The sequence below is a fragment of the Nonomuraea sp. GTA35 genome (genome assembly GCF_041950525.1).
Taxonomy (GTDB): Bacteria; Actinomycetota; Actinomycetes; order Streptosporangiales; family Streptosporangiaceae; genus Nonomuraea.
The window spans coordinates 290,129-313,037 of record NZ_JBGNUV010000003.1 but is presented as its reverse complement, the minus strand read 5'-3'; the positions used below and the strand labels follow the sequence as shown (position 1 = coordinate 313,037).

General features: G+C 71.9%; 19 protein-coding genes. 10 read left to right on the top strand and 9 right to left on the bottom strand.

What is annotated here, in order from left to right; all coding sequences use genetic code 11:
• Nucleotides 1-65 precede the first annotated feature (65 nt).
• Nucleotides 66-461, bottom strand: a complete 396-nt coding sequence (locus ACBJ32_RS14575) for a transglycosylase SLT domain-containing protein (RefSeq protein ID WP_357869038.1) — start codon at nt 459-461, stop codon at nt 66-68.
• Nucleotides 462-648: 187 nt separating this feature from the next.
• Between ACBJ32_RS14575 and ACBJ32_RS14570 the strand changes: the two genes are divergently transcribed.
• Entirely contained in the window at nt 649-1,134 is a 486-nt protein-coding gene (locus ACBJ32_RS14570; protein WP_357869041.1) for a glutathione peroxidase, read from the top strand.
• Here the strand turns inward: ACBJ32_RS14570 and ACBJ32_RS14565 are convergent.
• Nucleotides 1,131-2,015, bottom strand: a complete 885-nt coding sequence (locus tag ACBJ32_RS14565; RefSeq protein WP_375127157.1) for an alpha/beta fold hydrolase — start codon at nt 2,013-2,015, stop codon at nt 1,131-1,133. The genes ACBJ32_RS14570 and ACBJ32_RS14565 overlap by 4 nt on opposite strands.
• A gap of 14 nt (nt 2,016-2,029) precedes the next feature.
• On the bottom strand, nt 2,030-5,113 hold the full coding sequence (locus tag ACBJ32_RS14560) for an AAA family ATPase (RefSeq protein WP_375127156.1): 3,084 nt from the start codon (nt 5,111-5,113) through the stop codon (nt 2,030-2,032).
• A gap of 114 nt (nt 5,114-5,227) precedes the next feature.
• Between ACBJ32_RS14560 and ACBJ32_RS14555 the strand changes: the two genes are divergently transcribed.
• Complete coding sequence (locus tag ACBJ32_RS14555) at nt 5,228-6,358, top strand: hypothetical protein (RefSeq protein ID WP_375127155.1); 1,131 nt, start codon at nt 5,228-5,230, stop codon at nt 6,356-6,358.
• Here the strand turns inward: ACBJ32_RS14555 and ACBJ32_RS14550 are convergent.
• A complete protein-coding gene (locus ACBJ32_RS14550; protein ID WP_375127154.1) occupies nt 6,340-7,521 on the bottom strand; it encodes a serine hydrolase domain-containing protein in 1,182 nt (393 codons plus the stop codon). The genes ACBJ32_RS14555 and ACBJ32_RS14550 overlap by 19 nt on opposite strands.
• A 119-nt stretch (nt 7,522-7,640) precedes the next feature.
• Here ACBJ32_RS14550 and ACBJ32_RS14545 point away from each other — a divergent pair, with 119 nt between their 5' ends.
• Nucleotides 7,641-8,186, top strand: coding sequence for a TetR/AcrR family transcriptional regulator (locus ACBJ32_RS14545; protein WP_375127153.1), 546 nt, complete (start codon nt 7,641-7,643; stop codon nt 8,184-8,186).
• A 31-nt stretch (nt 8,187-8,217) separates the two neighbouring features.
• On the opposite strand, the gene ACBJ32_RS14540 is transcribed toward ACBJ32_RS14545, so the two are convergent.
• A complete protein-coding gene (locus ACBJ32_RS14540; protein ID WP_375127152.1) occupies nt 8,218-9,309 on the bottom strand; it encodes a LacI family DNA-binding transcriptional regulator in 1,092 nt (363 codons plus the stop codon).
• Nucleotides 9,310-9,511: 202 nt separating this feature from the next.
• Here ACBJ32_RS14540 and ACBJ32_RS14535 point away from each other — a divergent pair, with 202 nt between their 5' ends.
• On the top strand, nt 9,512-10,726 hold the full coding sequence (locus tag ACBJ32_RS14535; RefSeq protein ID WP_375127151.1) for an ABC transporter ATP-binding protein: 1,215 nt from the start codon (nt 9,512-9,514) through the stop codon (nt 10,724-10,726).
• Between the two features lie 123 nt (nt 10,727-10,849).
• On the opposite strand, the gene ACBJ32_RS14530 is transcribed toward ACBJ32_RS14535, so the two are convergent.
• Nucleotides 10,850-11,596 (bottom strand): SDR family oxidoreductase, encoded by a 747-nt coding sequence (locus tag ACBJ32_RS14530; protein WP_357869062.1) that lies wholly within the window; start codon nt 11,594-11,596, stop codon nt 10,850-10,852.
• Nucleotides 11,597-11,622: 26 nt separating this feature from the next.
• On the opposite strand from ACBJ32_RS14530, the gene ACBJ32_RS14525 reads away from it, so the two are divergent.
• A complete protein-coding gene (locus tag ACBJ32_RS14525) occupies nt 11,623-12,795 on the top strand; it encodes a PQQ-dependent sugar dehydrogenase (protein ID WP_375127150.1) in 1,173 nt (390 codons plus the stop codon).
• On the opposite strand, the gene ACBJ32_RS14520 is transcribed toward ACBJ32_RS14525, so the two are convergent.
• The gene (locus ACBJ32_RS14520; RefSeq protein WP_357869067.1) at nt 12,755-13,090 is read right to left on the bottom strand and encodes a carboxymuconolactone decarboxylase family protein; all 336 of its coding nucleotides are present in this window, start codon (nt 13,088-13,090) and stop codon (nt 12,755-12,757) included. The two genes, ACBJ32_RS14525 and ACBJ32_RS14520, sit on opposite strands and share 41 nt — an antisense overlap.
• A gap of 248 nt (nt 13,091-13,338) precedes the next feature.
• Here ACBJ32_RS14520 and ACBJ32_RS14515 point away from each other — a divergent pair, with 248 nt between their 5' ends.
• Both ACBJ32_RS14515 and ACBJ32_RS14510 read left to right on the top strand, forming a co-directional pair.
• A complete protein-coding gene (locus ACBJ32_RS14515; protein WP_375127149.1) occupies nt 13,339-14,016 on the top strand; it encodes a lipoprotein in 678 nt (225 codons plus the stop codon).
• Between the two features lie 10 nt (nt 14,017-14,026).
• Nucleotides 14,027-17,224, top strand: a complete 3,198-nt coding sequence (locus tag ACBJ32_RS14510) for an AAA family ATPase (protein WP_375127148.1) — start codon at nt 14,027-14,029, stop codon at nt 17,222-17,224.
• 61 nt (nt 17,225-17,285) lie between these two features.
• On the opposite strand, the gene ACBJ32_RS14505 is transcribed toward ACBJ32_RS14510, so the two are convergent.
• Nucleotides 17,286-18,458 (bottom strand): TerC family protein, encoded by a 1,173-nt coding sequence (locus ACBJ32_RS14505; protein WP_375127147.1) that lies wholly within the window; start codon nt 18,456-18,458, stop codon nt 17,286-17,288.
• A 108-nt stretch (nt 18,459-18,566) separates the two neighbouring features.
• Here ACBJ32_RS14505 and ACBJ32_RS14500 point away from each other — a divergent pair, with 108 nt between their 5' ends.
• The 3 genes from ACBJ32_RS14500 to glnII all read left to right on the top strand — a co-directional run bounded on the left by ACBJ32_RS14500 (nt 18,567) and on the right by glnII (nt 21,292).
• Nucleotides 18,567-19,658 carry an FAD-dependent oxidoreductase gene (locus ACBJ32_RS14500; protein ID WP_357869079.1) on the top strand — a complete coding sequence of 364 codons (1,092 nt, stop codon included), beginning with the start codon at nt 18,567-18,569 and terminating at the stop codon, nt 19,656-19,658.
• Between the two features lie 31 nt (nt 19,659-19,689).
• On the top strand, nt 19,690-20,160 hold the full coding sequence (locus ACBJ32_RS14495; protein WP_375127146.1) for a hypothetical protein: 471 nt from the start codon (nt 19,690-19,692) through the stop codon (nt 20,158-20,160).
• Nucleotides 20,161-20,272: 112 nt separating this feature from the next.
• A complete protein-coding gene (glnII, locus tag ACBJ32_RS14490) occupies nt 20,273-21,292 on the top strand; it encodes a glutamine synthetase (protein WP_375127145.1) in 1,020 nt (339 codons plus the stop codon).
• Between the two features lie 49 nt (nt 21,293-21,341).
• On the opposite strand, the gene ACBJ32_RS14485 is transcribed toward glnII, so the two are convergent.
• On the bottom strand, nt 21,342-22,880 hold the full coding sequence (locus tag ACBJ32_RS14485) for an aldehyde dehydrogenase family protein (protein ID WP_375127144.1): 1,539 nt from the start codon (nt 22,878-22,880) through the stop codon (nt 21,342-21,344).
• Between the last annotated feature and the right edge of the window lie 29 nt (nt 22,881-22,909).

Genomic DNA, 22,909 nt, shown 5'->3' with positions numbered 1-22,909 from the left:
ATTGCCCGGTCGCCGCCCGATAGGGCGGCCCTTGCCGGAAACAGCGAGCAAGCCTGGGGTTTGGCTCAGTACCAACCGTGGGATTGGAAGTGCCCCCAGGCGCGACACGGCGACCCGTAACGCTGCTTGATGTAGCCGAGACCCCACTTGATCTGCGTGCGCGGGTTGGTCCGCCAGTCACGTCCTGACGAGGCCATCTTGTGGCCGGGGAGCGCCTGCGGGATGCCGTAGGCGCCCGAGCCGTTGCCGGCGCGGTGGTTCCATCCGCTCTCGCGGTGCCAGAGCTTCACCAGGCATCTGAACTGGGTGCTGTCCCAGCCACGCGCGGCCACCATGGCCTTGGCGATGGTCTTGTTCCTGCCGCTGGTCTGGGAGCTCTGCGCCTGTGCGGCCGAGGCGCCGCCCGCCGCCACCAGGGTGGCGGTCAGGACCAGGACGCCGGTACGGCGGAGCATGGGCATGCGGGTTCCCTTTCGAGGGGGTTCGTGGACCGCGCCACCCTGCCCGATAGGCTCCCTTTACAGCGAATTGACCATGGAAACGTAGATCGTCAGTAAAGATCTCGATATATACCTTTTCATGCGTGTTTGTCGGAAAAATGAGGACTGCGTCACAATTTCGGCCTGACTCGTTCTGTAGGGTCGAACCATGAGCCTCAGCGACATCCCGCTTCGCACTCTGACGAACGAGCCGACCACGCTGGCAGAGCTGGCTTCGGGCAAGCCCGCCCTCATCGTCAACGTGGCCTCGCGATGCGGCCTCACCCCGCAATACACCGGCCTGGTCAAGCTCCAGGAGCAGTACGGCCCGCGCGGCTTCACCGTGATCGGCATGCCGTGCAACCAGTTCGCCGGGCAGGAGCCCGGCACGGCCAAGGAGATCCAGCACTTCTGCTCCACCACCTACGGGGTGGACTTCCCACTGCTGGAGAAGTCCGAGGTGAACGGCCCCGGCCGCCACCCCCTGTACGCCGAGCTGATCCGGACGCCCGACGAGCAGGGAGAGGCGGGCGACGTGCAGTGGAACTTCGAGAAGTTCCTCGTGGACGGCCAGGGCCAGGTCGTGGCCCGCTTCCGTCCCCGCATCACCCCGGAGGACCCGGCGATCACCTCGGCGATCGAGCGGCTGCTCTAGCCGTTCGCCGAGGAGGTGTGCGCGAGGACGGCCCGCGCCAGCTCCTCGTGCACCTCCGGCGGCAGCGTGTGCCCCATGCCCTCGATCATCATCAGCCGCGCGCCCGGGATCCGCTCGGCGATGAGCGCGCCGTGTCCGGGCTTGCACGGCTCGTGGGTGCCCTCGATGACCAGGGTGGGCGCCTTGACCAGGTGCAGCACGCCCACCGGCTCGAAGTCCGGCCTGGCCGCCGCCGCCAGGCGGTGATTGGCCACGGCGTCCAGGTCGCGGGCCCGGTCATAGATGCGCTCCTGCAGGTGGCGCGCGGCGTCCTCGTCGAACGGCAGCGCATCGCCGTGCAGCACGCGCTGCTCGGCGATCATCACCTCGATCCGCTCGCGCCGGCCGGCGGGCGGCGGGGTGGCGATCAGCTCGCGGTAGAAGGCCACGAACTCCGGCGTCGGCTCCGGCAGGCTGCCCTCCGGCTGCGGCTGGCCCATCAGCGCCCGCATCACCACCATGCCCTCACGCTCGCCCAGCGGCGAGGAGCCGATGACGGTGAGCGTGCGCACCCGCTCCGGCCGCTCCACCGCGATCAGCTGGCCCAGCAGCCCGCCCGCCGAGTGGCAGACCAGGTGCGCGCTCTCCAGGCCGTGCGCGTCCATCACCCGCAGCACGTCGTCCTTGACGTCGTCCCAGGTGTACGGCTCCTTCTCGAAGTCCACGGTGCGGGAGCGGCCCGTGTCGCGGTGGTCGTAGCGGATCACCCGCCGCCCGCCGGCGGTCAGCCTGCCCACGAACTCGTCCGGCCACAGGATCCCCTGCGACATCGAACCCATGATCAACAGAATCGGCTCGTCGGCGGCGTTGCCGAACTCTTCACTCCAGATGTCGTTTTGCATGCTCAAAGCATGTCCTACCGGCTTACGGGTGCCTTCCGTAGAACTACTAGCCGCGCCAGTTCAGTACGGGTGCCGATGCCCAGCTTCGGATAGATCTTGTAGAGGTGGTACTCGACCGTACGCGGGCTGAGGAAGAGCTGCGCGGCGATCTCCTTGCTGGACAGGCCGTCGGCGACCAGCCCGGCGATGCGCAGCTCCTGCGGGGTCAGCACGTCCAGCGACGGGCCGCGGGCGGGCTCGGCGCTCTCGCCGGGCCCGCTCTCGCCCGGCCCGCTCCGGTCCGACCCGGTCCGGCCCGTTCCGCTGAGGCCCGTTCCGCTGAAGTTCGCCCCGCTGAGGTCCGCGCCGCTCAGGCCTGCCCCGCTCTCGCCCGCCGCGCGCAGCTCGCCGTGCGCGCGCCGCGCCCACGGCCGCGCGCCCGCCCGCTGGAACGTCTCCAGCGCCGCCCGCAGGTGCGGGCGCGCCTCGCCCGGCCGGTGCGTCCTGCGCAGCCGCTCGCCCAGCAGCAGCGCGGTCCTGGCCGCCTCGTACGGGTTCGCGTGCAGCCGCAGCGCCTCCTCGAAACCCTCGTGCCCGCCCGTGACCTGGGCCCGGCACCTGGCCAGCAGCGCACGCGACTCGGCCGTGGCCGCGTGCGCCGACCACCGCTCGTACGCCTCCAGCGCCGCCCCCGCCGCCTCCAGGTGGCCCGCGCCCACCGCGGCCTCGATCCGGTCCGGCGTCGAGCGCCACACCACCGTCGGATGCCCCGCGCCCGGCCCCGCCGCCGCGATCGCGGTGAACCGGTCGTGCGCCGCGGCGAACCGGCCCATCCCCAGGTCCAGCATGGCCAGCGCGTACGCGGCCACGCCCGCGCGCAGGCCCACCCGGTGGGGGAGCGCGATGGCCAGCGCCTCCTGGGCCAGCCGGCGGCACTCGTCCTCCTCGCCGCGCAGCGCCGCCAGCACCGCCAGGTTGGCCAGGTGCGCGGCCACCGTGTTGCTGTAGCCGGCCTCGCGGGCCAGCTCCAGGCCCTCGTCGGAGACGGCCTGGCTCTCCGCCAGCCGGCCGGCGATCCGCTCGGCGGTGGCCACGAACTCCAGCACCACCGGCAGCTGCCCGACCATGCCCGACACCCTGGCCACCCGGCCGGCCCGCGCGGCCAGCTCGGCCGACAGGTCGGCCTCACCCAGGTAGCTGGCCGCCGCCGTCGCCCACAGGAACCCGGCCGCCTCCGTCAGCTCCCCGGTCCTCGCCAGCGCCCGCCTCAGGAGGGCGTGCGCGGTGTCGTGGGGATGCGCGGACGCGCGCTCGCCCTCGGCGTGTGCGCGTTCGCTCTCGGCCCGTGTGCGCTCGCCGGAGGCCTGCGCGGCGCCGTCCAGGTGCGCCTGCCCGTGAGCAGCCTGAGTGTCGTCGTGCAGGTGTGCCTGCCCGTGAGGGGCCGGCGTGCTGTCGTGGGGGTCGGCAAAGGCGCCGCCGGAGAGGGTCAGGCCGATGCCGGTCAGGACGTCGCGCAGGAACCCCTCCGGGTGCGCCGCCGCGCGGCGGCCGATCTCGACGATGGCGGCGGTGTCGCCCGCGTACGAGGCCGCCTCGGCGGCGTCGGCCAGCATGTCCAGGCTGTCGCCCGCGGCCAGGATCCGCACGGCCTCGGCGGCGCTGCCGGAGTTCAGCTCGAACCGGCCGCGCAACTGGGCCAGCTCCATCCCCAGCGCGGCATCACCGGCCGCGTGCTCCCGGGCCTCGGCCAGCAGCGACTCCGCCTGTCCCGGGCGGCCCCCCAGCCAGGCGGCCACCGCGGCGTCCTTGAGCCGGGCCGCCCTGGCCGCCCTGTCGGGGGTCAGCTCGGCGGCCCTGACCAGGGCGGTGGCGGCGTCGCCGTAGCCGCCGCGGTCGCGGGCCCGGGCGGCGGTCTCGGCGAGCGCGGCGGCGACGGACTCGTCCTGGCCGAGCGCGGCCGCCGCCAGGTGCCAGGCGCGGCGGTCCCCGTCCGACTCCCCGGCCAGCACCCGGTGCGCCTCGCGGCGGTCCGCCGGGGTCGCGGACTCGTGCACGGCCGACCGGACGAGCGGGTGGCGGAACCGTACGGACGCGCCCTCGACCCGAGCCAGGCCGGCCGCCTCCAGCTCGTGCAGTGCCTCCCGGCCCGCGCCCATCCGCCCGGCGGCTCGCAGCACCACGTCCAGGTCGCCCTCGACGGCCGCGAGCAGGGCCACCAGCCGGGCACCCGCCGGCAACGCCGCCACCTGCTCCCCGAAGAGCCGCGCGCCGCCCGGCAGCGGGTCGGGCAGCGGCTCGCGGCCGGCGAGCTGCCCGGGGCTCAACCGCCGTACGGTCTCGCGCAGGGCCAGGGGGTTGCCCCTGGTCAGCGCCACGAGCTCACGCTTCACGGCAGGCGCCATCGCGCCGCCCTCGCCACCCCCGGGTTCGGCGAGCGCCGGAACGCCCGCTCCACCGGGCCCGGTGCCGGTCCGCGGGGCGGCGTCCGGGGAAGAGGAGGCGGGATGGCGAGTGGCGTCCGGGAAAGGGGAGGCGGGGTGGCGGGTGGCGGCGTCCAGGAGGTCGGTGGCCGCCGCCTCGGGCAGGCCGCCGATGGGCAGTGACGGCACGCCCTTGACCGGAGCGTCCCCCCGTACCGCCAGCAACATCGCGATCCGCTCCGTGCCGAGCCGTCTGGCGGCGAACAGCAGCGCGTCGGCCGAGGCGCGGTCCGCCCACTGGAAGTCGTCCACCACGCACACCAGCCCGTCCGGCACGGCGGCCTCGCTCAGCAGCGACAGCACCCCCGCCGCCAGCAGGAACCGGTCACCGGACGCGCCCCCGCCCAGCCCGAGGGCCCCGCGCACGGCCTCGCGCTGCGGCTCGGGGAGCGCGTCCAGCAGCCCGGCCGCCGGCCGCAGCAGCTGGTGCAGGGCGGCGAAGGCGAGGTCCGACTCGGGCTCGACGCCGGTCGTGCGCAGCACCCGCATGGCCCCGCCCCGCGCGGCCGCCAGGTCCAGCAGGGCCGTCTTGCCCACGCCGGCCTCGCCGCGCAACACGAGCGCGGCGCCCGCGCCGCCGCGGGCCCGGGAGATGACGTCCTCGATGGCGGCGATCTCCGCCGATCTACCGAACAGCACAGACGCCCACTGTAGGGCCGCCGCCGGCAGGGGCGAACGTCGCACACGCAGGGTACGCATTCGTCACTGTGGGTATCGAATGCTCCGAGATGCAAAGGCCGAGGGGGCTCGCGAATGACGACAAATCCGTATGCGGCATCGCCGTTCAGCTATGTCGCCGAGCCGGCCGTGGCCCCGTACTCGATCGTCGAGCTGATGCCCGGCGTGCACAACCTGTGCGAGTACGTCCGGCTGGCCGCGGGCGAGCGGGTGCTGCTGATGATGGAGCACACCGTCGACCCGGTCGTCGTGCAGGCCATCGCCGCCGCGGCCACGCTGCGCGGCGCCGACGTGCGCATCCTGTCGGTGCCGCCGTTCAGCGCGGGAGGCTGGGACCGCGAGGCGCCGCTGCCGATCGAGACGGCCGCCTTCCACGAGGCGGACGTCGTGATCAGCGGCACCTGGTGGGGCGAGGTGCACACGGAGCCGCTGTTCTTCGACCAGATCAGGTCCCGCTCCGTCCGCTTCCTGTCCCTGCACATGACCGCCACGGCCGGCGCGCTGCTGACCGGCGCGCGGCTGCCCGTGGAGGTCTTCCACGCGCTGGTGGCCGGGGCGCTGCGCCGGCTCCGCGCGGCCTCCTCGATCAGGGTGACCTCCGCGCGCGGCACGGACCTGACGTTCTCCGGCCTCACCTTCGAGGACCCCGGGCCCGGCGGGCTGCGGCCGGGCGACTGGCGGCCGTTCCCGTACGGCGGCGTGAACTTCTGGCCGACCGGCACCGAGGGCGTGCTCGTCGTCGAGGACAGCACCGTCACCGGCGTGCCGGAGGAGCCGCTGCGCATCACGCTGGAGGGCAACCTGGTCCGCAAGATCGAGGGCGGGGCCGCCGCCGAGCAGCTGCGCCGCTACGCGCCCGGCGGCTTCTACATGCGCCACGCCCTGTTCGGGCTGAACCCGAAGGTGCGCGTCGCCGGCGGCACGCAGTTCGAGCGGGAGAAGCACGCCGGGGCGTTCTACTGCGGCCTCGACGGGCTGACCGACGGCGTGCCGGTCACGACGGGGCCCGGGTTCGCGCACTGCGACTGCCAGGTGGACCGGCCGACCGTGGTCGTGGACGGGGAGACGTTCGTCGAGCGGGGGCGGCTGCTGCTGCTCGACGAGCCGGAGATCCGGGAGGTCGCGGCGCGGTTCGGGCCGCCCGAGGTGATCCTCGACGACAACCCCGTGATGATCCTGCCGCGCCGCTACACCGGGCTCCGGTAGAGGGCCTCGACCAGCGAGCGCACCCGGAAGTCACCGCCCTCCAGCAGCTCGGAGCCGCGGTTGGGCACGTACCCGAAGGCCAGGCCGCGTGCGGGGTCGGCGAAGGCGAACGAGCCGGTCGCGCCGCTCTGCCCGAACAGGCCGGTGAGACGCTCGGGCGCGGGCCAGAACGGGCCGCCGGGCACGGCGAAGCCGATGCCCCAGGCGGTCCGCACGCGCAGCACCTGGTCGATGCCGTCGGCCTGTGGCGTGCGCACCCGGTCGAGCAGGTCCGGGCCCAGCAGCCGCACGCCGTCGACGGGGCCGATCAGCGCGGCGAAGTAGCGGGCCAGGGAGTGGGCGGAGGCGACGCCGTCCATGGAGGGGCTCTCCACCTGGTACGTGCGCCGCTCGTTCGCCGCGTCCCAGCCGAGGGCGACGCTGCCGTACAGGGCCCGGTAGGACAACGAGCCGGGATCGTGCAGCGCCTCGACGAACCCGGCCAGCTCCGGCACCTCCATGCCCAGGCGGACGGACTCGGCGTCGGGGACCACCACCGTGGCCAGGCGCGACATCGCGGCGTCGGGCACCCGCACGTAGCAGTCGAGCCCGAGCGGCCCCGTGATCTCCCGCGCCAGGAACTCGCTCAGCGTCACTCCTGACACCCTGCGGACGAGCTCGCCCGCGAGGTGGCCGATGCTGACCCCGTGGTAGCCGTGCGCGGTGCCCGGCGGCCACTCGGGGGCCGCCGCCGCGAGCGCTTCGGTGATCGGCGTCCAGTCCCGCAGGTCCTCCCAGGTGATGGGCCGCATGTGCAGGCTCGGCAGGCCGGCGCGGTGGCTGAGCAGCGTGCGTACGGTGATCCGGCCCTTGCCCTGCTGCGCGAACTCCGGCCAGTAACGCGCCACCGGGGCCTCCAGGTCGATCTCGGCGCGCTCGGCCAGCAGGAGGAGCGCGCCGGACGCGAAGGCCTTGCAGGTGGAGGCGAGGGGCGCGATGGTGTCGCGCCGCCAGGGGCGGCGGGTGGCGGGGTCCGCGAGGCCGCCCCAGAGGTCCACCACCGGTTCGCCGTACCGGTAGACGGTGAGCCCCGCGCCCACCTCGCCGCCGTCGGCGAAGTTGCGCTCGAACGCCTCCCGCACCGGTTCGAGGCCCGGTGCCACCGTGCCCTCGATCGTCGTCATGGTTCCGCTCTCCCTTCTCCTTACCTTCCGGTCGGTAGGGTGAAGGCGACGGTAGCCTACCGACCGGAAGGTAGGCAACCGCTGCTATGCTGACGGCTCTCGTGAGGGAAGGGGCATCGTTGGCCGGGGACGACACCAGGTCGCGGATCATCGAGACGGCGCGGGAGCTGTTCACCGCGCAGACGTACCGCGCCGCCTCCATGCGTGACATCGCCGAGCGCGTCGGGATCACCAAGCCGTCGCTGTACCACCACTTCCGCAGCAAGAGCGAGCTGCTGGCGAGCCTGGTGGGGCCCCCGATCGACGAGCTGGAGGCGGTGATCGGGGCCGCGTCGTCCCGCGCCGAACCGGAGGAGGTGCGGCGGGCGGTGCTGGAGGGCTGCCTGGACGTGATCCTGGCGCACCGGGAGACGATGGCCCTGCTGCTCCGCGACGCCTCCGTGTACGGCGACGAGACGACCGAGATCATGTCGCGGGTGGTGGGGCTGATGAACCGGGCCGTGGAGCTGCTGGCGGGGCCCAGCCCTGACTGGCGGCAACGGGTACGCGCGGCCCAGGCGCTGGCGGCCGTCGCCGACCCGATCGGTCAGCTCCCCGACGTCCCGGCCGCCGACCTGCGTGCCGAGCTCCTGCGCGGCGCGGGCGCGATCCTGGCCCCCGGCTGACGGCTCCGCGGTCCGCGGGCGTCGGCCCCGGCTAGCGGCGCGGGCCGCAGCTCCCTCTGACGATGAGCTCCGTGGGCAGCACGATGGAGCGCGCCCTGCGGCCGGCCGACCGCAGCACCAGCTCGGCCGCCCGGTAACCCATGTCGCGGCCCGGCTGGGCGATCACGGTCAGGGGCGGCGAGCACAGCTCGGCCCAGGGCACGTCGTCGTACATCACGAGGGACACGTCGCGCGGCACCCGCAGGTCCAGCTCCCTGGCCGCCAGCACCGCGGCCTCGCCGAGCACGTTCCCCCCGGCGACCACCGCCGACAGGTCGGGGCGGCTCTGGAACAGGCCCGAGGCGGCGGCGTAGGCCGAGTCGCGGCTGCCCGTGCCGAACACGACCAGCTCCTCGTCCACCGGCGAGCCCACCGCCTCCCTGAACGCCGACACCCGCCGGTCGTGGCCGGGGCCGCCGAGGAAGGCGATGCGCCTGTGGCCCAGGCCGCGCAGGTAGCGGACCGCCGTGCGGATGCCCGCCCGGTCGTCGGCCAGCACGGACGGCAGCGACGGCGGCTCGGGCGAGCGGCCGGGAGCGGGCAGGGGGGCGGGCGGCGGAGCGGCGATCCCGTCCAGGAGCATGAGGTCGCTGACGGTCGCGGCGGCGGGGTCCTCCTCCTCGGGGGACGGCCGGGCAGGGAGGCGGTCGGCGAAGACCACCGTCATGCCCGCGCGGATCGCCGGGGCCCAGGTGTCCTCCTCGCCCGAGGGGACGGCGATGAGGCGGTCGACGCTCTGCTCCAGCAGCATGCCGATCAGCTCGGCCTCCTGCTCGGGGTCGCCGGCCGTGGAGCCGAGCACGACGGGCTCGCCGGCCGAGCGGGCGCAGGCGAGCACGCCCTCGGCGAGCTGCGCGTAGAAGGTGTCGGTCAGGTCGGGGACGAGCAGGCCCATGCCGCCGGTGCGGCGCTGGCGCAGGTTGCGGCCGAGCGCGCTGGGGCGGTAGTCGAGCTGGGCGGCCACGGCCAGGACCCGCTCCCTGGTCTGCGGGCTGGCCGAGCCGCCCGACAGCACCCGGGAGACGGTGGCGACGCCCACGCCGGCCGCCTCGGCCACATCCTTGATCGTCGCCCGCCTCTCCATGGAAACGATTCCATCATGGTTTCCGGGAAACTGGAAGTCGCCTGTGAGTACAAGGGCTGGTCATGCCGTAACCCTTGACACCGATGTCCGTTTCGGGTGAGATGCTTGAAAACGTATCCACGCCGAGTGGGGAGATTCGCTCCGTGCGGGCGAATCTGACGGGACCATCCGGGCCATCCGCCCTGGAGCGCGAAGGAATGTCATGGCATCCATCGTTCTGACGAACGTCGACAAGATCTACGCCGGTGGCGTGAAGGCCGTGAACGGGCTCAACCTTGAGATCAAGGATGGCGAGTTCATGGTGCTGGTCGGCCCGTCCGGTTGCGGTAAGTCGACCGCGCTCCGGATGATCGCGGGTCTGGAGGACATCAGCGGTGGCGAGATCGCCATCGGCGACAAGGTGGTCAACCACCTCCCGCCGAAGGACCGCGACATCGCGATGGTCTTCCAGAACTACGCGCTCTACCCGCACATGACGGTCGAGGAGAACCTCGCCTTCGGCCTCAAGCTCCGCAAGATGCCCAAGCCGGAGATCCAGAAGCGGGTCAACGAGGCCGCCAAGATGCTCGGCCTGGAGACCTACCTCAAGCGCAAGCCGGCCGCCCTGTCCGGTGGTCAGCGCCAGCGTGTCGCCATGGGCCGCGCCATCGTCCGTGAGCCGCAGGCCTTCCTCATGGACGAGCCGCTGTCCAACCTGGACGCCAAGCTCCGCGTCTCCATGCGCGCCTCGCTCAACCAGATGCACGAGCGCCTCGGCGTCACCACCGTCTACGTCACGCACGACCAGGTCGAGGCCATGACCCTCGGCGACCGCGTCTGCGTGCTGCGCGACGGTCTGCTGCAGCAGGTCGACACCCCGCAGAACCTGTTCGACAAGCCGGTCAACCTGTTCGTCGCCGGCTTCATGGGCTCGCCGTCGATGAACTTCGTGACCGCCGAGCTGGTCCGCGGCGACGGCGGCGCCGCCGTGACCTTCGCCGACATCAAGCTGTCGATCCCCGAGGCGACCTTCTCCGAGAAGCCGGGCCTCGACCAGTACATCGGCAAGAAGATCATCCTCGGCATCCGCCCCTCCGACTTCGAGGACGCCGCCTCCGCCGGCAACCACGCCAACGGCTGGGCCACGCTCCCGGTCAAGGCGGAGGTCACCGAGGAGCTGGGCTCCGAGATCAACGTGCTGTTCCTGATCGACGCCCCGCCGGTCGAGCACAAGGACACCGTCGCCGCCGCCGACGCGGGTGACGAAGAGGACGCCACGCTGCCGCTGTCGGGCGACAAGTCCCTGTGGACCGCCCGCGTCAACGCCCGCAGCCACGTGCGCCCCGGCCAGAGCATCGACCTGGTCGTCGACACGCACAACCTGCACTTCTTCGACCCGGCCTCCGGCCTGTCGATCGGCCACGAGGCCAACCGCTGACACCACATTCCCGGCCGCGGGCGTGAGCCCGCGACCGCCTGGGCCCCCACCGCGACCCCCTCCCGCGGCGGGGGCCCGTCCCTTTTTCCCGTACGGCCGTCCGCGGGCCTTCCCGTACGGCCGTCAGCGGCCGATCCGCTGCGACACCATGGCCTGCAGGCGGCGCGGCACGAGCCGGCCGATCGCCACGATGAGCTTGTAGCGCAAGTCGGGCACCGACACCCGCCTGCCCAGCGCCAGGTCGCGCATCGCCTCGCGCACCACGTCGTCGGCCTTCAGCCACAGGAACCAGGGGATGCCCGAGGCGTCCATCGAGGCCCGCTGGTGGAACTCGGTGCGGACGAAGCCGGGGCACAGCGCCATGACCCTGATGCGCGGGCCGACCGTGCTCGCGGCCGACTCGCTGAAGTTCACCACCCACGCCTTGGACGCGCTGTAGGTGCCCCGCGTGAAGAACGCCGCCACGGACGCGACGTTCACGATCGCGCCCCGCTCCCGCTCCCGCATGCCGGGCAGCGCCGCCAGCGTCAGCCGCAGCACGGCCTCGCAGTGCACCTTGAGCATGCGGACCTCGTTCTCGACCGGCACGTGCGGGAAGTTGCCCGCGTTGCCGAAGCCGGCGTTGTTGACCAGCAGATCGACGCCCTCGCGCAGCCTCGACTCGACCCTGGCCAGGCCCTCCTCGGTCGACAGGTCGGCGGGCAGCACCTCGACGCCCACGCCGTACCTGAGCTTGAGCTGGTCGGCGACCTTGGCGAGGCGGAGCTCGTCGCGCGCCACGAGGACGAGCGAGTAGGCCTCGGCGGCCAGGTGACGGGCGAAGGCGGCGCCGATGCCGGCCGTCGCGCCAGTGATCAGTGCGGTTGGCATGCCTGCACCTTAACGGTCATGGCAGGATGGGCAACGTGCGCCTCGTCGTGGCCGGGATGCTCCTCATGGCCCTCACCGCATGCACGCCCGAGCAACCCGCCGGGTCGGCCACCCGCGCCCCCACGGCCACCGCCCCCGCGCCCTCGCCGCGCACCGGCCTGCCCGAGCCGCAGACGAGCACGCCCGCGCCCGAGCGGGGCGAGCTGCGCTTCACCGAGATCGCCAAGCTGGAGCAGCCGGTGGCGTTCGCCGTGCGCGAGGGCGACGACCGGCTCTACGTGGCCGAGCAGACGGGCCGGCTGCGCACCACCGACGGCAGGACCGTGATCGACCTGTCCCGCGAGGTGAGCACGGGCAACGAGCAGGGGCTGCTCGGCGTCGCGTTCCACCCCACGGGCCGCTGGGTCTACCTCGACTGGACCGACGCGCAGGGCCACACCCACATCACCGAGTGGGCCTACGACGGCGAGCGCGCGACCGGCAGGCGCGACGTGCTCAAGCAGGACCAGCCGTTCGCCAACCACAACGGCGGCCAGCTCGCCTTCGGCCCCGACGGCTACCTCTACATCGCCTTCGGCGACGGCGGCAGCGCGGGCGACCCCGAGGGCAACGGCCAGGACCTGGGCACGCTGCTCGGCAAGATCGTGCGCATCGACCCGCGCGGCGACCCGTACGAGATCCCGGAGGACAACCCGTTCGCCGGCAGGCGGGGCGCGCGCGGCGAGATCTGGGCCTACGGCCTGCGCAACCCCTGGCGGTTCAGCTTCGACCGCGGCACCGGCGACCTGTGGATCGGCGACGTCGGGCAGAACGCGTGGGAGGAGGTCGACCACCAGCCCGCGAGCTCCAAGGGCGGCGAGAACTACGGCTGGAACCTGCGCGAGGGCAGGGCGCGCTTCCGCGACGGCCAGGCCCGCGACCTCGTCGAGCCGGTGATCGTCTACCCGCTGAACGAGGGCGGCAACTGCTCGGTGATCGCCGGGTACGTCTACCGCGGCGAGCGGATCCCCTGGCTGAAGGGGCAGTTCCTGTACGGCGACTTCTGCGCCGGATGGGTCAGGGCCGCGCCCGCGGCCGACGTGGCGGACTCGGCCGAGGTCGGCCGGGTGGATCAGCTCTCGTCGTTCGGGGAGGGCCCCGACGGCGAGTTGTACGCGCTCAGCCTGCAGGGTCCGATCTATCGGATCGAGCCCGCCTGACCCGCTCGATCAGCGACTCCACCTGGTCGTTCAGCTTGGCGCCCCTGGCCCAGCCCGCGTAGTGGGTGAGGAAGACCGCCACCTCCCGCAGCTCGGCCTCGCTCAGCTCGCCGGCGCGCAGCGCCACGTCGAGCTGGACGTCGGTCATCTCGTGCAGCCCCTGGCCGACGAGCAGCCCGAGGAGGAGCAGGCGGCGCTCCCGCACCGTCAGCACCGACCGTGACCACAGGTCGGCGAACTGACGTTCGGCCGTGATGCCGAAGGAGTCCACGGTCTCCATCGCGGGTTCTGTCATGGTCCGCTCCAGGGGTGGTCGATAGGGATCCTCATATCTTTCGCTACTTACCGGGATGTACCAATGGGGGTTGCATGAACGTTGTAGCGGAGCGCCGCAGCCCCTGCGCGGACGCCGTTTTGGTCTGTAACAAGTAAAGCCAATGCTTGGCCAAGATTTGGTCAAGATTTCTCACCGCACGGCGAGCTGATTTCCCTCCAAAGCGGGCACAACAACTCCGTCGGTCCGTCATGCGGAGGTAAGCCCTGGTGAAAAAGACACGGGCTTTGATCGCGCTCATGGCCGCGGTCCTGATGCTGTCCGCCTGCGGACAGCCGGAGTTCACCTACGTACGCGACAAGAGCGGCACCACCTACTTCAGGGTGCCCGCCTCGTTCACGCAGCTCGACGCCCATCCCATCGAGCTGTACCTGTCCGGCGACCATCCCCGCTCGCAGGCCGCGCTGCTGCGGGCGCAGCGGGTCTGGTCGACGGCCTTCGACCAGTCAGCGGATCCATCGGTCAACCATCTCCTGGGCTCGACGGAGCCGTTCGTCTACGCCACCGTGCACCAGCTCACCGAGGAGCAACGGGACTCGATCTCCCTGAACAGGCTGCGCGACTTCATCCTTCCGGTGACCGAGGAGATGCGCACCGCCTACCTGCAGCAGGCGATGGCCATGAACCAGCCGCCCATGTTCAACCGCTTCGAGCCCATCAGCGATGAGGTGCTGACCCTCGACGGCGGCGCCAGGGGAGTCCGCGTCCGCTTCAACTACCAGATCGGCAACGACGTCCAGACGTTCGACCACACCGCCATCCTCGACGAGAAGGGCGCCACGGTCTCCGTCATGCTCATCGGCTGCCAGTCGGTCTGCTTCGCGAAGCGCACCGCCGAGTTCGACAAGATCGCGAGTTCGTTCAAGCTGCTCCGGCTGCCCGGATGAGGGAGCATCATTGACCACCACGATTCACCATGAAGGGCTGCGCGCCCCCGGCAGCGGGCCCAATGATCCCGAATCCGTGACCAGGAAGAAGATGCAGCTCTGGGACCGGAGCAAGTTCCTCGTCGTCCTCGTGCTGGCCTACCTCGTCCTGACCTGGAAGGTGATGGCCGACTTCGAGGGCGTCATCTCCTTCCCCGAGGCCGCGCAGCAGATCGCGATCGCCTACCAGTGGATCTTCTGGCTGCTCGGCGCGGAGATCATCAGGCAGCTGCACTTCTTCGTCAGCGAGCACTGGTCGGGCTACCACCGCTTCTGGAGCCAGAAGGTCTTCGGCGGGTTCGAACGCTGGACGCACCGCCGCTTCGACGACTGGACGCGGTTCCGCCTGGCGCGGGCGCTCAAGATCGTGTTCTTCGTCACGCTGATCGCCCTGGTGCTGGGGGCGGTGCTGGACGTCAGCCCGTTCACCGCGCTGCTCCAGGCGCCCGCGCTGCTCTGGCAGGCGCTGCCGTTCCTCCTGCAGATCGTCTTCCTGTTCTTCGTCATCATCATCCAGTTCGTGGGCCTGTTCTGGTTCCTGTCCAGGGGCGGCGTCGAGACGTACTTTCCCGACGACATCAAGACCCGCTTCCACGACGTGTGGGGCCAGGACCACGTGGTCGAGCGCGTCCAGGAGAACATCGTGTTCCTGGAGCGGCCCGACGAGATCGAGAGGCGCGGCGGGTACGTCCCCAGCGGCCTGCTGCTGTGGGGCCCGCCGGGAACCGGCAAGACCCTCATGGCCGAGGCCGTCGCCGGTGAGACCGGCAAGCCGTACGTGTTCGTGGATCCGGGCGCGTTCACGAACATGTTCATGGGCATCGGCATCCTCAAGGTCAAGTCGCTGTTCAGGAAGCTGCGCAAGCTGGCCCTGCGGTACGGCGGCGTGATCGTCTTCTTCGACGAGGCCGACTCGCTCGGCAAGCGCGGCAGGCTGGCCCAGCAGGGCCCGCCCGGACAGGGCGGCGGCTTCGCCGGCCACTCCGGCCTCGACGGCTGCCACGGCATGAACTACCTGTCCGAGGCCACCCGCCAGGTGCTCGCCTTCAAGGGCGGGCGCCACGCCGAGGAGGAGCCGGGGCTGCGCGACCGCTTCTTCATGGGCGGGGGCATGATGAACAGCGGCGACCCCGGCACGCTGCAGGCGCTGCTCACCGAGCTGTCCGGGCTCAAGAAGCCGCGCGGGTTCTTCAACCGGCTGGTGCGCCGGCTGCTCGGCATGCGGCCCAAGCCGCCGCCCAAGTACCGCATCCTCGTCATGATGGCCACCAACCGGCCCGACGCGCTGGACGAGGCGCTGCTGCGGCCGGGCCGCATCGACCGCATCTACAAGGTCGGCTACCCGTCCAAGGCCGGGCGGGTGCGCACCTACCAGGGTTACTTCGACAAGGTCGAGCACGAGCTCACCCCCGAGCAGATCGACAAGCTGGCCACGATCACCCCGTACGCCACCGGCGCCACCATCAAGGACCTGGTCAACGAGTCGCTCATCACCGCCATCAGGGACGGCCGCGAGGTCATCACCTGGTCGGACGTGCTGCGCGCCAAGCGGCTCAAGCAGCTCGGCCCGCCCGAGGACGTCGAGTACATCGAGCGCGAGCGGCACGCCGTGGCCGTGCACGAGGCCTGCCACGCCGTCGTCGCCTACGTCACCCGCTTCCACCTCGAGATCGACATCGCCACCATCGAGAAGGGCGCCGACTACCTGGGCATGGTCGCCTCGATCAAGCCCGAGGACCAGTTCACCCGGTGGAAGTCCGAGCACGAGGCGGACATCATGGTCTCCCTGGCCTCGCTGGCGGGCGAGCGCATGTTCTTCGGCGAGGACAACTCCTCGGGCGTCTCCGGCGACCTGTACTCCGCCACGTACCTGACGGCGATGATGGAGTCGTACTGGGGCATGGGCTCGGGCGTCACGTCGCTGCCCGCGCTCCAGGAGCTGGAGATCATGGGCGGCAAGGCCGTGCGCAAGGCCGGTGGCGGCGGCGCCATCGGCATCACCGACAGGGAGCCGAGCAGGAACCAGCCCGACATGACGCCCGACGTGCTGGGCGAGCGCATCGAGTTCAACCTGGTGCGGCTGCTGGAGAAGACCGAGGAACTGCTGCAGGAGCACCGCAGGCAGGTGCTCTGCCTGGCGCACGCGCTGGAGACGCACAAGACGCTCAACGGCGACGACGTGGTCGCCATCATCCGCGGGGAGCCGGGGCCGCTGCTCGACGGCAGCATCTACGCCTCCGACGAGCTCTACCAGGAGCTGGAGGACTACCACCGGGACGCGGTCAGGGCGCACAAGGAGCACAGCCGGATCGACCGCGAGCTGCCGGGGCACCAGGAGCCGGTCGAGGCGGTGCCGGCCGCCTTCGGTAGCGCTCCCGGCGCCGTGATCGTCCAGACCGCGCCGACGGTGCTCCAGGCTCCTGGGCTCGGTTCGCCGCCTGTGCTGCAGGCACCCGGGCCCGGTTCGGCGGCGGTGGCCCAGGGGCCGCCGCCGTCGCCTGCGGGCGCGCCTCTTCCCCTGACCCCGCCCGTGGGGCCGCCCGTGCCGCTCGCGCAGCAACCCCCTGCCGCCTCCGGGCCGCCTGTCACCTTCGCGCCGCCCGCGGCCTCGGCCCCGGCTGCCGTTTCGGGCTCGGCTGCCGTTTCGGGCCAGGTCGCCGCTTCGGGCCTGCCCGCCGAGCAGTCCGATCGGCCGGAGTTCGTGCCCTGGGCCGGCCCCGCCCAGCCGCCCGCGCCGGCGGAGCCGCCGGTGTCCGTCGTCGTGGGCGCCCCCGCCCCCGCCGCCGCGCCGCCTGCGACGCGGCGGGCCGTGGGCCGGATCTGGCTGGTCATCGCCAGCCTGCTCGGGCTCGTGGTGCTGTCGATCATCGCGGCGCTCGCGGTGACGGGCACGCTGGCGGGCGGTAACGGCAACGGCTCCGGGTCCGCGGCGTCCGGCGTGGCCTCGCCGGGGCTGCTGCTCCTGCTGTTCGTCGTGGTCGTCGCGGGGATCGTGGGCGCGGGGCTGGCGTTCGTCGCGATCAAGGGCATCCGTACGGCGCAGGCCAAGGCGGAGCACGAACGCGACCAGGCCCACGCCCGCGCCCAGCTCCTGGCCGCGGCCATGGACCCGGACACGGCCATGCGGCTGCTCGGCTACGACGGCAACGGCACCGACCGCCGTACCTGACCGGAAGGCCGCGTGCGGGCCGGGGCGTTCCAGCGAGCGCCCCGGCCCGCTCGTGCCGGCCTCACTCGCGGTCGTGCTCCTCGTGGGCGCGGCGCAGCAGCGCCATCAGCTTGTCCTCATCGCGGATCTGCCTCCTGAACTTCTCCGGCAGCCGCCTGAGCTGCTCCTCCCCGGCCAGCAGCCTGGCGAAGAGCTCCGCGCGCAGCTCGGGGTCGTGCTCGACGTCCAGGTACTGCTGGGCGTGCCGGCGCACCGTCGACACCGTGTTCTGCGCCCGGCCCCTGGCGCTGGCCAGCGAGGCCACCACCGTGACCGCCAGCACGCCGATGATCACCGACAGGGACAGGCCCGTGCTGATCTCCATCACCGGCACCGGCTCGCCGTCGTTGACGAACGGCACGTTGTTCTCGTGCAGCGCGTGCAGGATCAGCTTCACCCCGATGAAGGCGAGGATGAAGGCCAGGCCGTAGGAGAGGTAGATCAGCCGGTCCAGCAGCCCGTCGATGAGGAAGTAGAGCTGCCGCAGCCCCAGCAGGGAGAACGCGGTGGCGGTGAAGACGAGGTAGACGTTCTGGGTGAGGCCGAAGATGGCCGGGATCGAGTCCAGCGCGAACAGGATGTCGGTCCCGCCGATGGCGATCATGACGAGCAGCATGGGCGTCATGACCCGCCTGCCGTCCTGGACGGTGAACAGCTTGTCGCCGTCATAGGTGTCACTGGTGCGCAGCAGCCGCCGGGCCACGCGCACCATGAGGTTGTCGGGGGAGTGGCTCTCCTCGCCCTCCGGCTTGAGCAGGTTGCCCGCCGTGAGCAGCAGGATGAGCCCGAACAGGTAGAACACCCAGGAGAACATGTTGATCAGGGCCGCGCCGACCAGGATGAACCCGCTCCTGGCCAGCAGCGAGAAGGCGATGCCGAACAGCAGCGCCTTCTGCTGGTCGGCGCGCGGCACCTTGAAGCTCGACATGATGACGAGGAAGACGAACAGGTTGTCGACCGACAGCGCCTTCTCGGTCACGTAACCGGCGAAGTACTCCGCCCCCGGGTCCGAGCCGCCGAAGATCCAGACCCCGGCGCCGAACAGCAGGGCGATCCCCACGTACAGGGCCGACCAGATCGACGCCTCGCGCAGCGTGGGCACGTGCGACTTGCGGACGTGGAAGAAGAAGTCGAACAGCAGCAGCCCGACGATCCCCAGGATCGTCAGCCACCACACCGCGGCGGAAACGTGCACCAAGGCTCCCTGTGCCGGCCGTCGTGGGGGAGGCGACTGCGGACGCGTGTCGTCGCAGGTGGTACCCGGTGGGCCGGAGCCCATGCGCCGTGCGGTAGGAAGGAGATCATGCATGTGATCGTCATCGGCGGCGGCATCGCCGGCGCGAGCGCCGCCTTCGCGCTGGCCCGCAGGGGCGCGGCCGTCACGGTCGTCGACTCGGGCGAGGCCGGGCAGGCCACGGCGGCCAGCGCCGGCATCATCGCGCCGTGGGCCTCCGCCGTTGAGGGGCCCTTCTACGACCTGTACGCGGCCGGCGCCGCCTACTACCCCGAGGTCATCGGGCTGCTGGCCGAGGCGGGCGTGGAGCGTACCGACTACCGCCGCACCGGCGAGCTGCTCGTGCACGAGGACCCGGCGCGGCTGGACGAGGCGCAGGCCCTGGTCGAGGCGCGCGCCCGCGACGCCGGCGGGATCGTCGGCGAGGTGCGGCGCATCGGCAACGACGAGGTACGCGCCCTGTTCCCGGTGCTGGCCGACACCCTGGAGGGCGTGTTCGTCCCCGGCGGCGGCCGGGTGGACGGGCGCACCATGCGCGACGCGCTGCTCCAGGGCGCGGTGCACCACGGAGCCCGGCAGGTGCGCGGGCGGGCCAGGCTGCGCCCCCAGGGCCCGCCCCTGGTGGAGGTGGACTCCGGCGTGCTGGAGGCCGACGCCGTGCTGGTGGCCTCCGGCGCCTGGGCCAACGAGCTGCTGGAGCCCCGCGGCCTGCGCCTGGCGGTCGAGCCGCAGCGCGGCCAGATCACCCACCTGCGCCTCGACGGCGTCGACACCAGCGGCTGGCCGTCGGTGCACCCGCTGTCGCACCACTACATGGTGGCCTTCGACGACTCGCGGGTGGCGGTGGGGGCGACCAGGGAGACGGGCAGCGGGTTCGACGCGCGGGTGACGGCGCGCGGGCAGTGGCAGGTGCTGTCCGACGCGTTGCGGATCGCGCCGGGGCTGGCGGACGCGACGCTCATCGAGACGCGGGTCGGGCTGCGGCCGCTGCCGTCGGAGCAGGTGCCGATCGCCGGGCCGCTGCCGGGGGAGGACGGGCTGCACGTGGTGACGGGGTTCGGCGCGGCGGGGCTGACGATGGCGCCGTTCACGGGGGACGCGCTGGCCCGCTCGATCCTGGACGGGACGACGGTGCCGGAGCTGGCCCCCTTCGCCCCCTGAACCGGGCACGGCCGCCGCACGTCTTACGGGTGTGCTCAGACTCACCCTCCTCCTGCTCGCCTGCCTGACCGCCTGCTCGTACGGCCAGGCGCCCTGCACGCTGAGAGCCGGCCTGGAGGGCGTCCACGTCGAGGTGGACCGGGCGGTCGCGGCTCGCGCCCGTCACCTGGCGATGGAGGTCTGCTGGGACGGCGCGTGCAGGCGATCGAGCGGTGAGCTGATGCCGTCCACGCGGGTGACCGGGCATACCTGCGAGGGCGAGGCCTGCTCGGCGACGGCGGTGCGCACGGGCGGCAAGTTCGGGTTCGGCACGATCAGCGGGCTGCCGAAGCGGCCGGTCGAGGTACGGCTGACGCTCGGCGACGGCGGCTCCGAGCCGGTGCTGACCCGTACGATCAGGGTGACGCCGAGGGCCACCTTCCCCAACGGGCCCGACTGCGGGGAAGGCGCTCCCCAGGTGACGCTCACAGTCGCGGCCGACGGAACCGTGCGGGAGCGGTGACCTCAGCGAGGTAAAACGTTCCGCTTAACACGGCGTTCACATTCGGGCAAAAACCGGGAAACGGCCATCCATAAGACTCGGCGTGGCTGAGAAAAACCCCGAAAGGACCGCCGTGAGCTACAAGGCTGAGTACATCTGGATCGACGGCACCGAGCCCACGGCTCTGCTGCGCTCGAAGACCAAGATCCTTGCCGACGGAGCCGAGCCTCCGGTCTGGGGCTTCGACGGCTCCAGCACCAACCAGGCCGAGGGTCACTCGTCGGACCGCGTGCTCCGCCCCGTGTTCGTCTGCCCCGACCCGATCCGCGGCGGCGACAACAAGCTGGTCCTGTGCGAGGTCGAGGAGATCAACGGCGACCCGCACGTCAGCAACACCCGCGCCCTGCTGCGCCCGATCGCCGAGCAGTACGCCGCCCAGGAGTCCTGGTTCGGCATCGAGCAGGAGTACACCTTCTTCAAGGGCAGCCGCCCGCTCGGCTTCCCCGAGGGCGGCTTCCCCGCCCCGCAGGGCCACTACTACTGCGGTGTCGGCGCCGAGGCCGTGTTCGGCCGCGAGATCGTCGAGCTGCACCTCGACCGCTGCCTCGCCGCCGGCCTCGCGATCTCCGGCATCAACGCCGAGGTCATGCCCGGCCAGTGGGAGTTCCAGATCGGCCCGGCGGGCCCGCTCGAGGTCTCCGACCACATGTGGGTCGCCCGCTACCTGCTCTACCGGACCGCCGAGGAGTACGGCGTCGAGGCCACCCTCGACCCCAAGCCCGCCCGTGGCGACTGGAACGGCGCCGGCGCGCACACCAACTTCTCCACCAAGGCCATGCGCGAGAGCTACGAGGCCATCATCACCGCCTGCGAGGCGCTCGGCGAGGGTGACAAGCCGATGGAGCACGTCACCCAGTACGGCGCCGACATCGAGCTGCGCCTCACCGGCCACCACGAGACCGCCCCGTGGAACAAGTACAGCTACGGCGTCTCCAACCGCGGCGCCTCCGTGCGCATTCCGTGGCAGGTCGAGGTGGACAAGAAGGGTTACATCGAGGACCGCCGCCCGAACGCCAACGTGGACCCGTACGTGGTCACCCGCCTGCTGGTGAACACCTGCTGCGCCGCCCTGGAGAAGGCCGGCCAGGTCTGATCGTCCTGCGGCGGGAGCGGGGCCCTTCGCGAGAGGGGCCCCGCTTCGCTCATGCCAGGCGGAAGTCCAGGTCGGGGACGATGTCCGCCACGTCCATCTGCGCCTTCTGCAGGCGCCCCGAGTGGTCCCAGTTCATCGCCTGCCAGCGGGTGAACTGGTCGAGCACCCACATGCCCGACTGGCGGCTGCCGTTGCCCGACTTGCCGTTGCCGCCGAACGGCAGGTGCGCCTCGGCACCCGAGGTGGAGTTGTTGACGCTGACCATGCCCGCCGAGATGCCCTCCCTGAAGCGGAAGGCGTGCTGCGGGTTCGTGGTGTAGATGGAGCTCGACAGGCCGTAACCGGGCAGGTTGGCCAGGTCGAGCGCCTCCCGCATGGTGGAGAACGCGGTCACGCCCACGATCGGGCCGAACGTCTCCTCCATGAACAGCCGGTCTCCAGGGCGCACGCCGTCCACCACGACCGGGTGGTAGTAGAGCCCGTCGCCGCCGTCGAAGCCGCCGCGCGGGTTGTCCTTCGTGATCCGGCCGGTCGCCCCGGTGACGACCCGGTGGTGCGGCTCGATCCAGGTCAGGTACTCCTCGTACCGCTCGGCGAACTTGTGGTCCAGCAGCGGCCCCGCCAGCACGTCCTGGCCCGGGTCGCCGATCCTGGCCGCGCCGACCGCCCGCGCGAACCGCTCCACGAACGCCTCGTGCACGCTCTCGTGCACGATCACCGTGCCCAGGCTGGTGCAGCGCTGGCCGGCGGTGCCGAAGCCGGAGAACAGCGCGCCCTCGACGGCGAGGTCGAGATCGGCGTCCGGCATGATCACCATCGGGTTCTTGCCGCCCAGCTCCAGGCAGGCCGACTGCAGGTGGCGGCCCGTCAGCTCGCCGATCTTCCTGCCCACCTCGCTGGAGCCGGTGAAACCCACCTTCTGCACCGTGCCCTCGCCGAGCGCCCGCTCCAGGCCGCTGAAGGTGTCGGCGCCGCCGGCGAAGACGACGTTCAGCACGCCGTCGGGCAGGCCCGCCGCCGTGAACAGCCGGAACAGGGCGTGCGCGGAGGCGGCGGCGTACTCGGCGGGCTTCCACACCACGGCGTTGCCGCACAGCAGCGCCGGGACGAGGTACCACGACGGGACGGCCACCGGGAAGTTGCCCGCCGTCACCACCGCCGCCACGCCGATCGGGTTCCTGAACGTGAACAGGTTCTTGTCCGGCATCTCCGACGGGACCGTCTGCCCGTACAGCCTGCGGCCCTCGCCCAGGAAGAAGTCGCAGGTGTCCACGATCTCCCTGACCTCGCCCAGCGCCTCGGCGTACGGCTTGCCGATCTCCTCGGTCACCAGCCTGGCCAGCCGCTCGGTGTTGGCCTCCACCAGCCGCCCGATCGAGGCGATCACCCGGCCGCGCACCGGCGCGGGCACCTTGGCCCACTCGCGCTGCGCCTCCTTGGCGGTGCGGCAGGCCGCGGCGAACGTCTCCGCGTCCGCCAGGCCGACCCGCGCCACGACCTCGCCCGTGCGGGCGGGGTTGATCGACTCGTACGTGCTCGCGGCCTGCGCGTCCTTGCCGCCCACGATGGAAACGATTTGTCGGCTCACCGGTGCCCTCCTCGTAAGTTCTTTCGTAG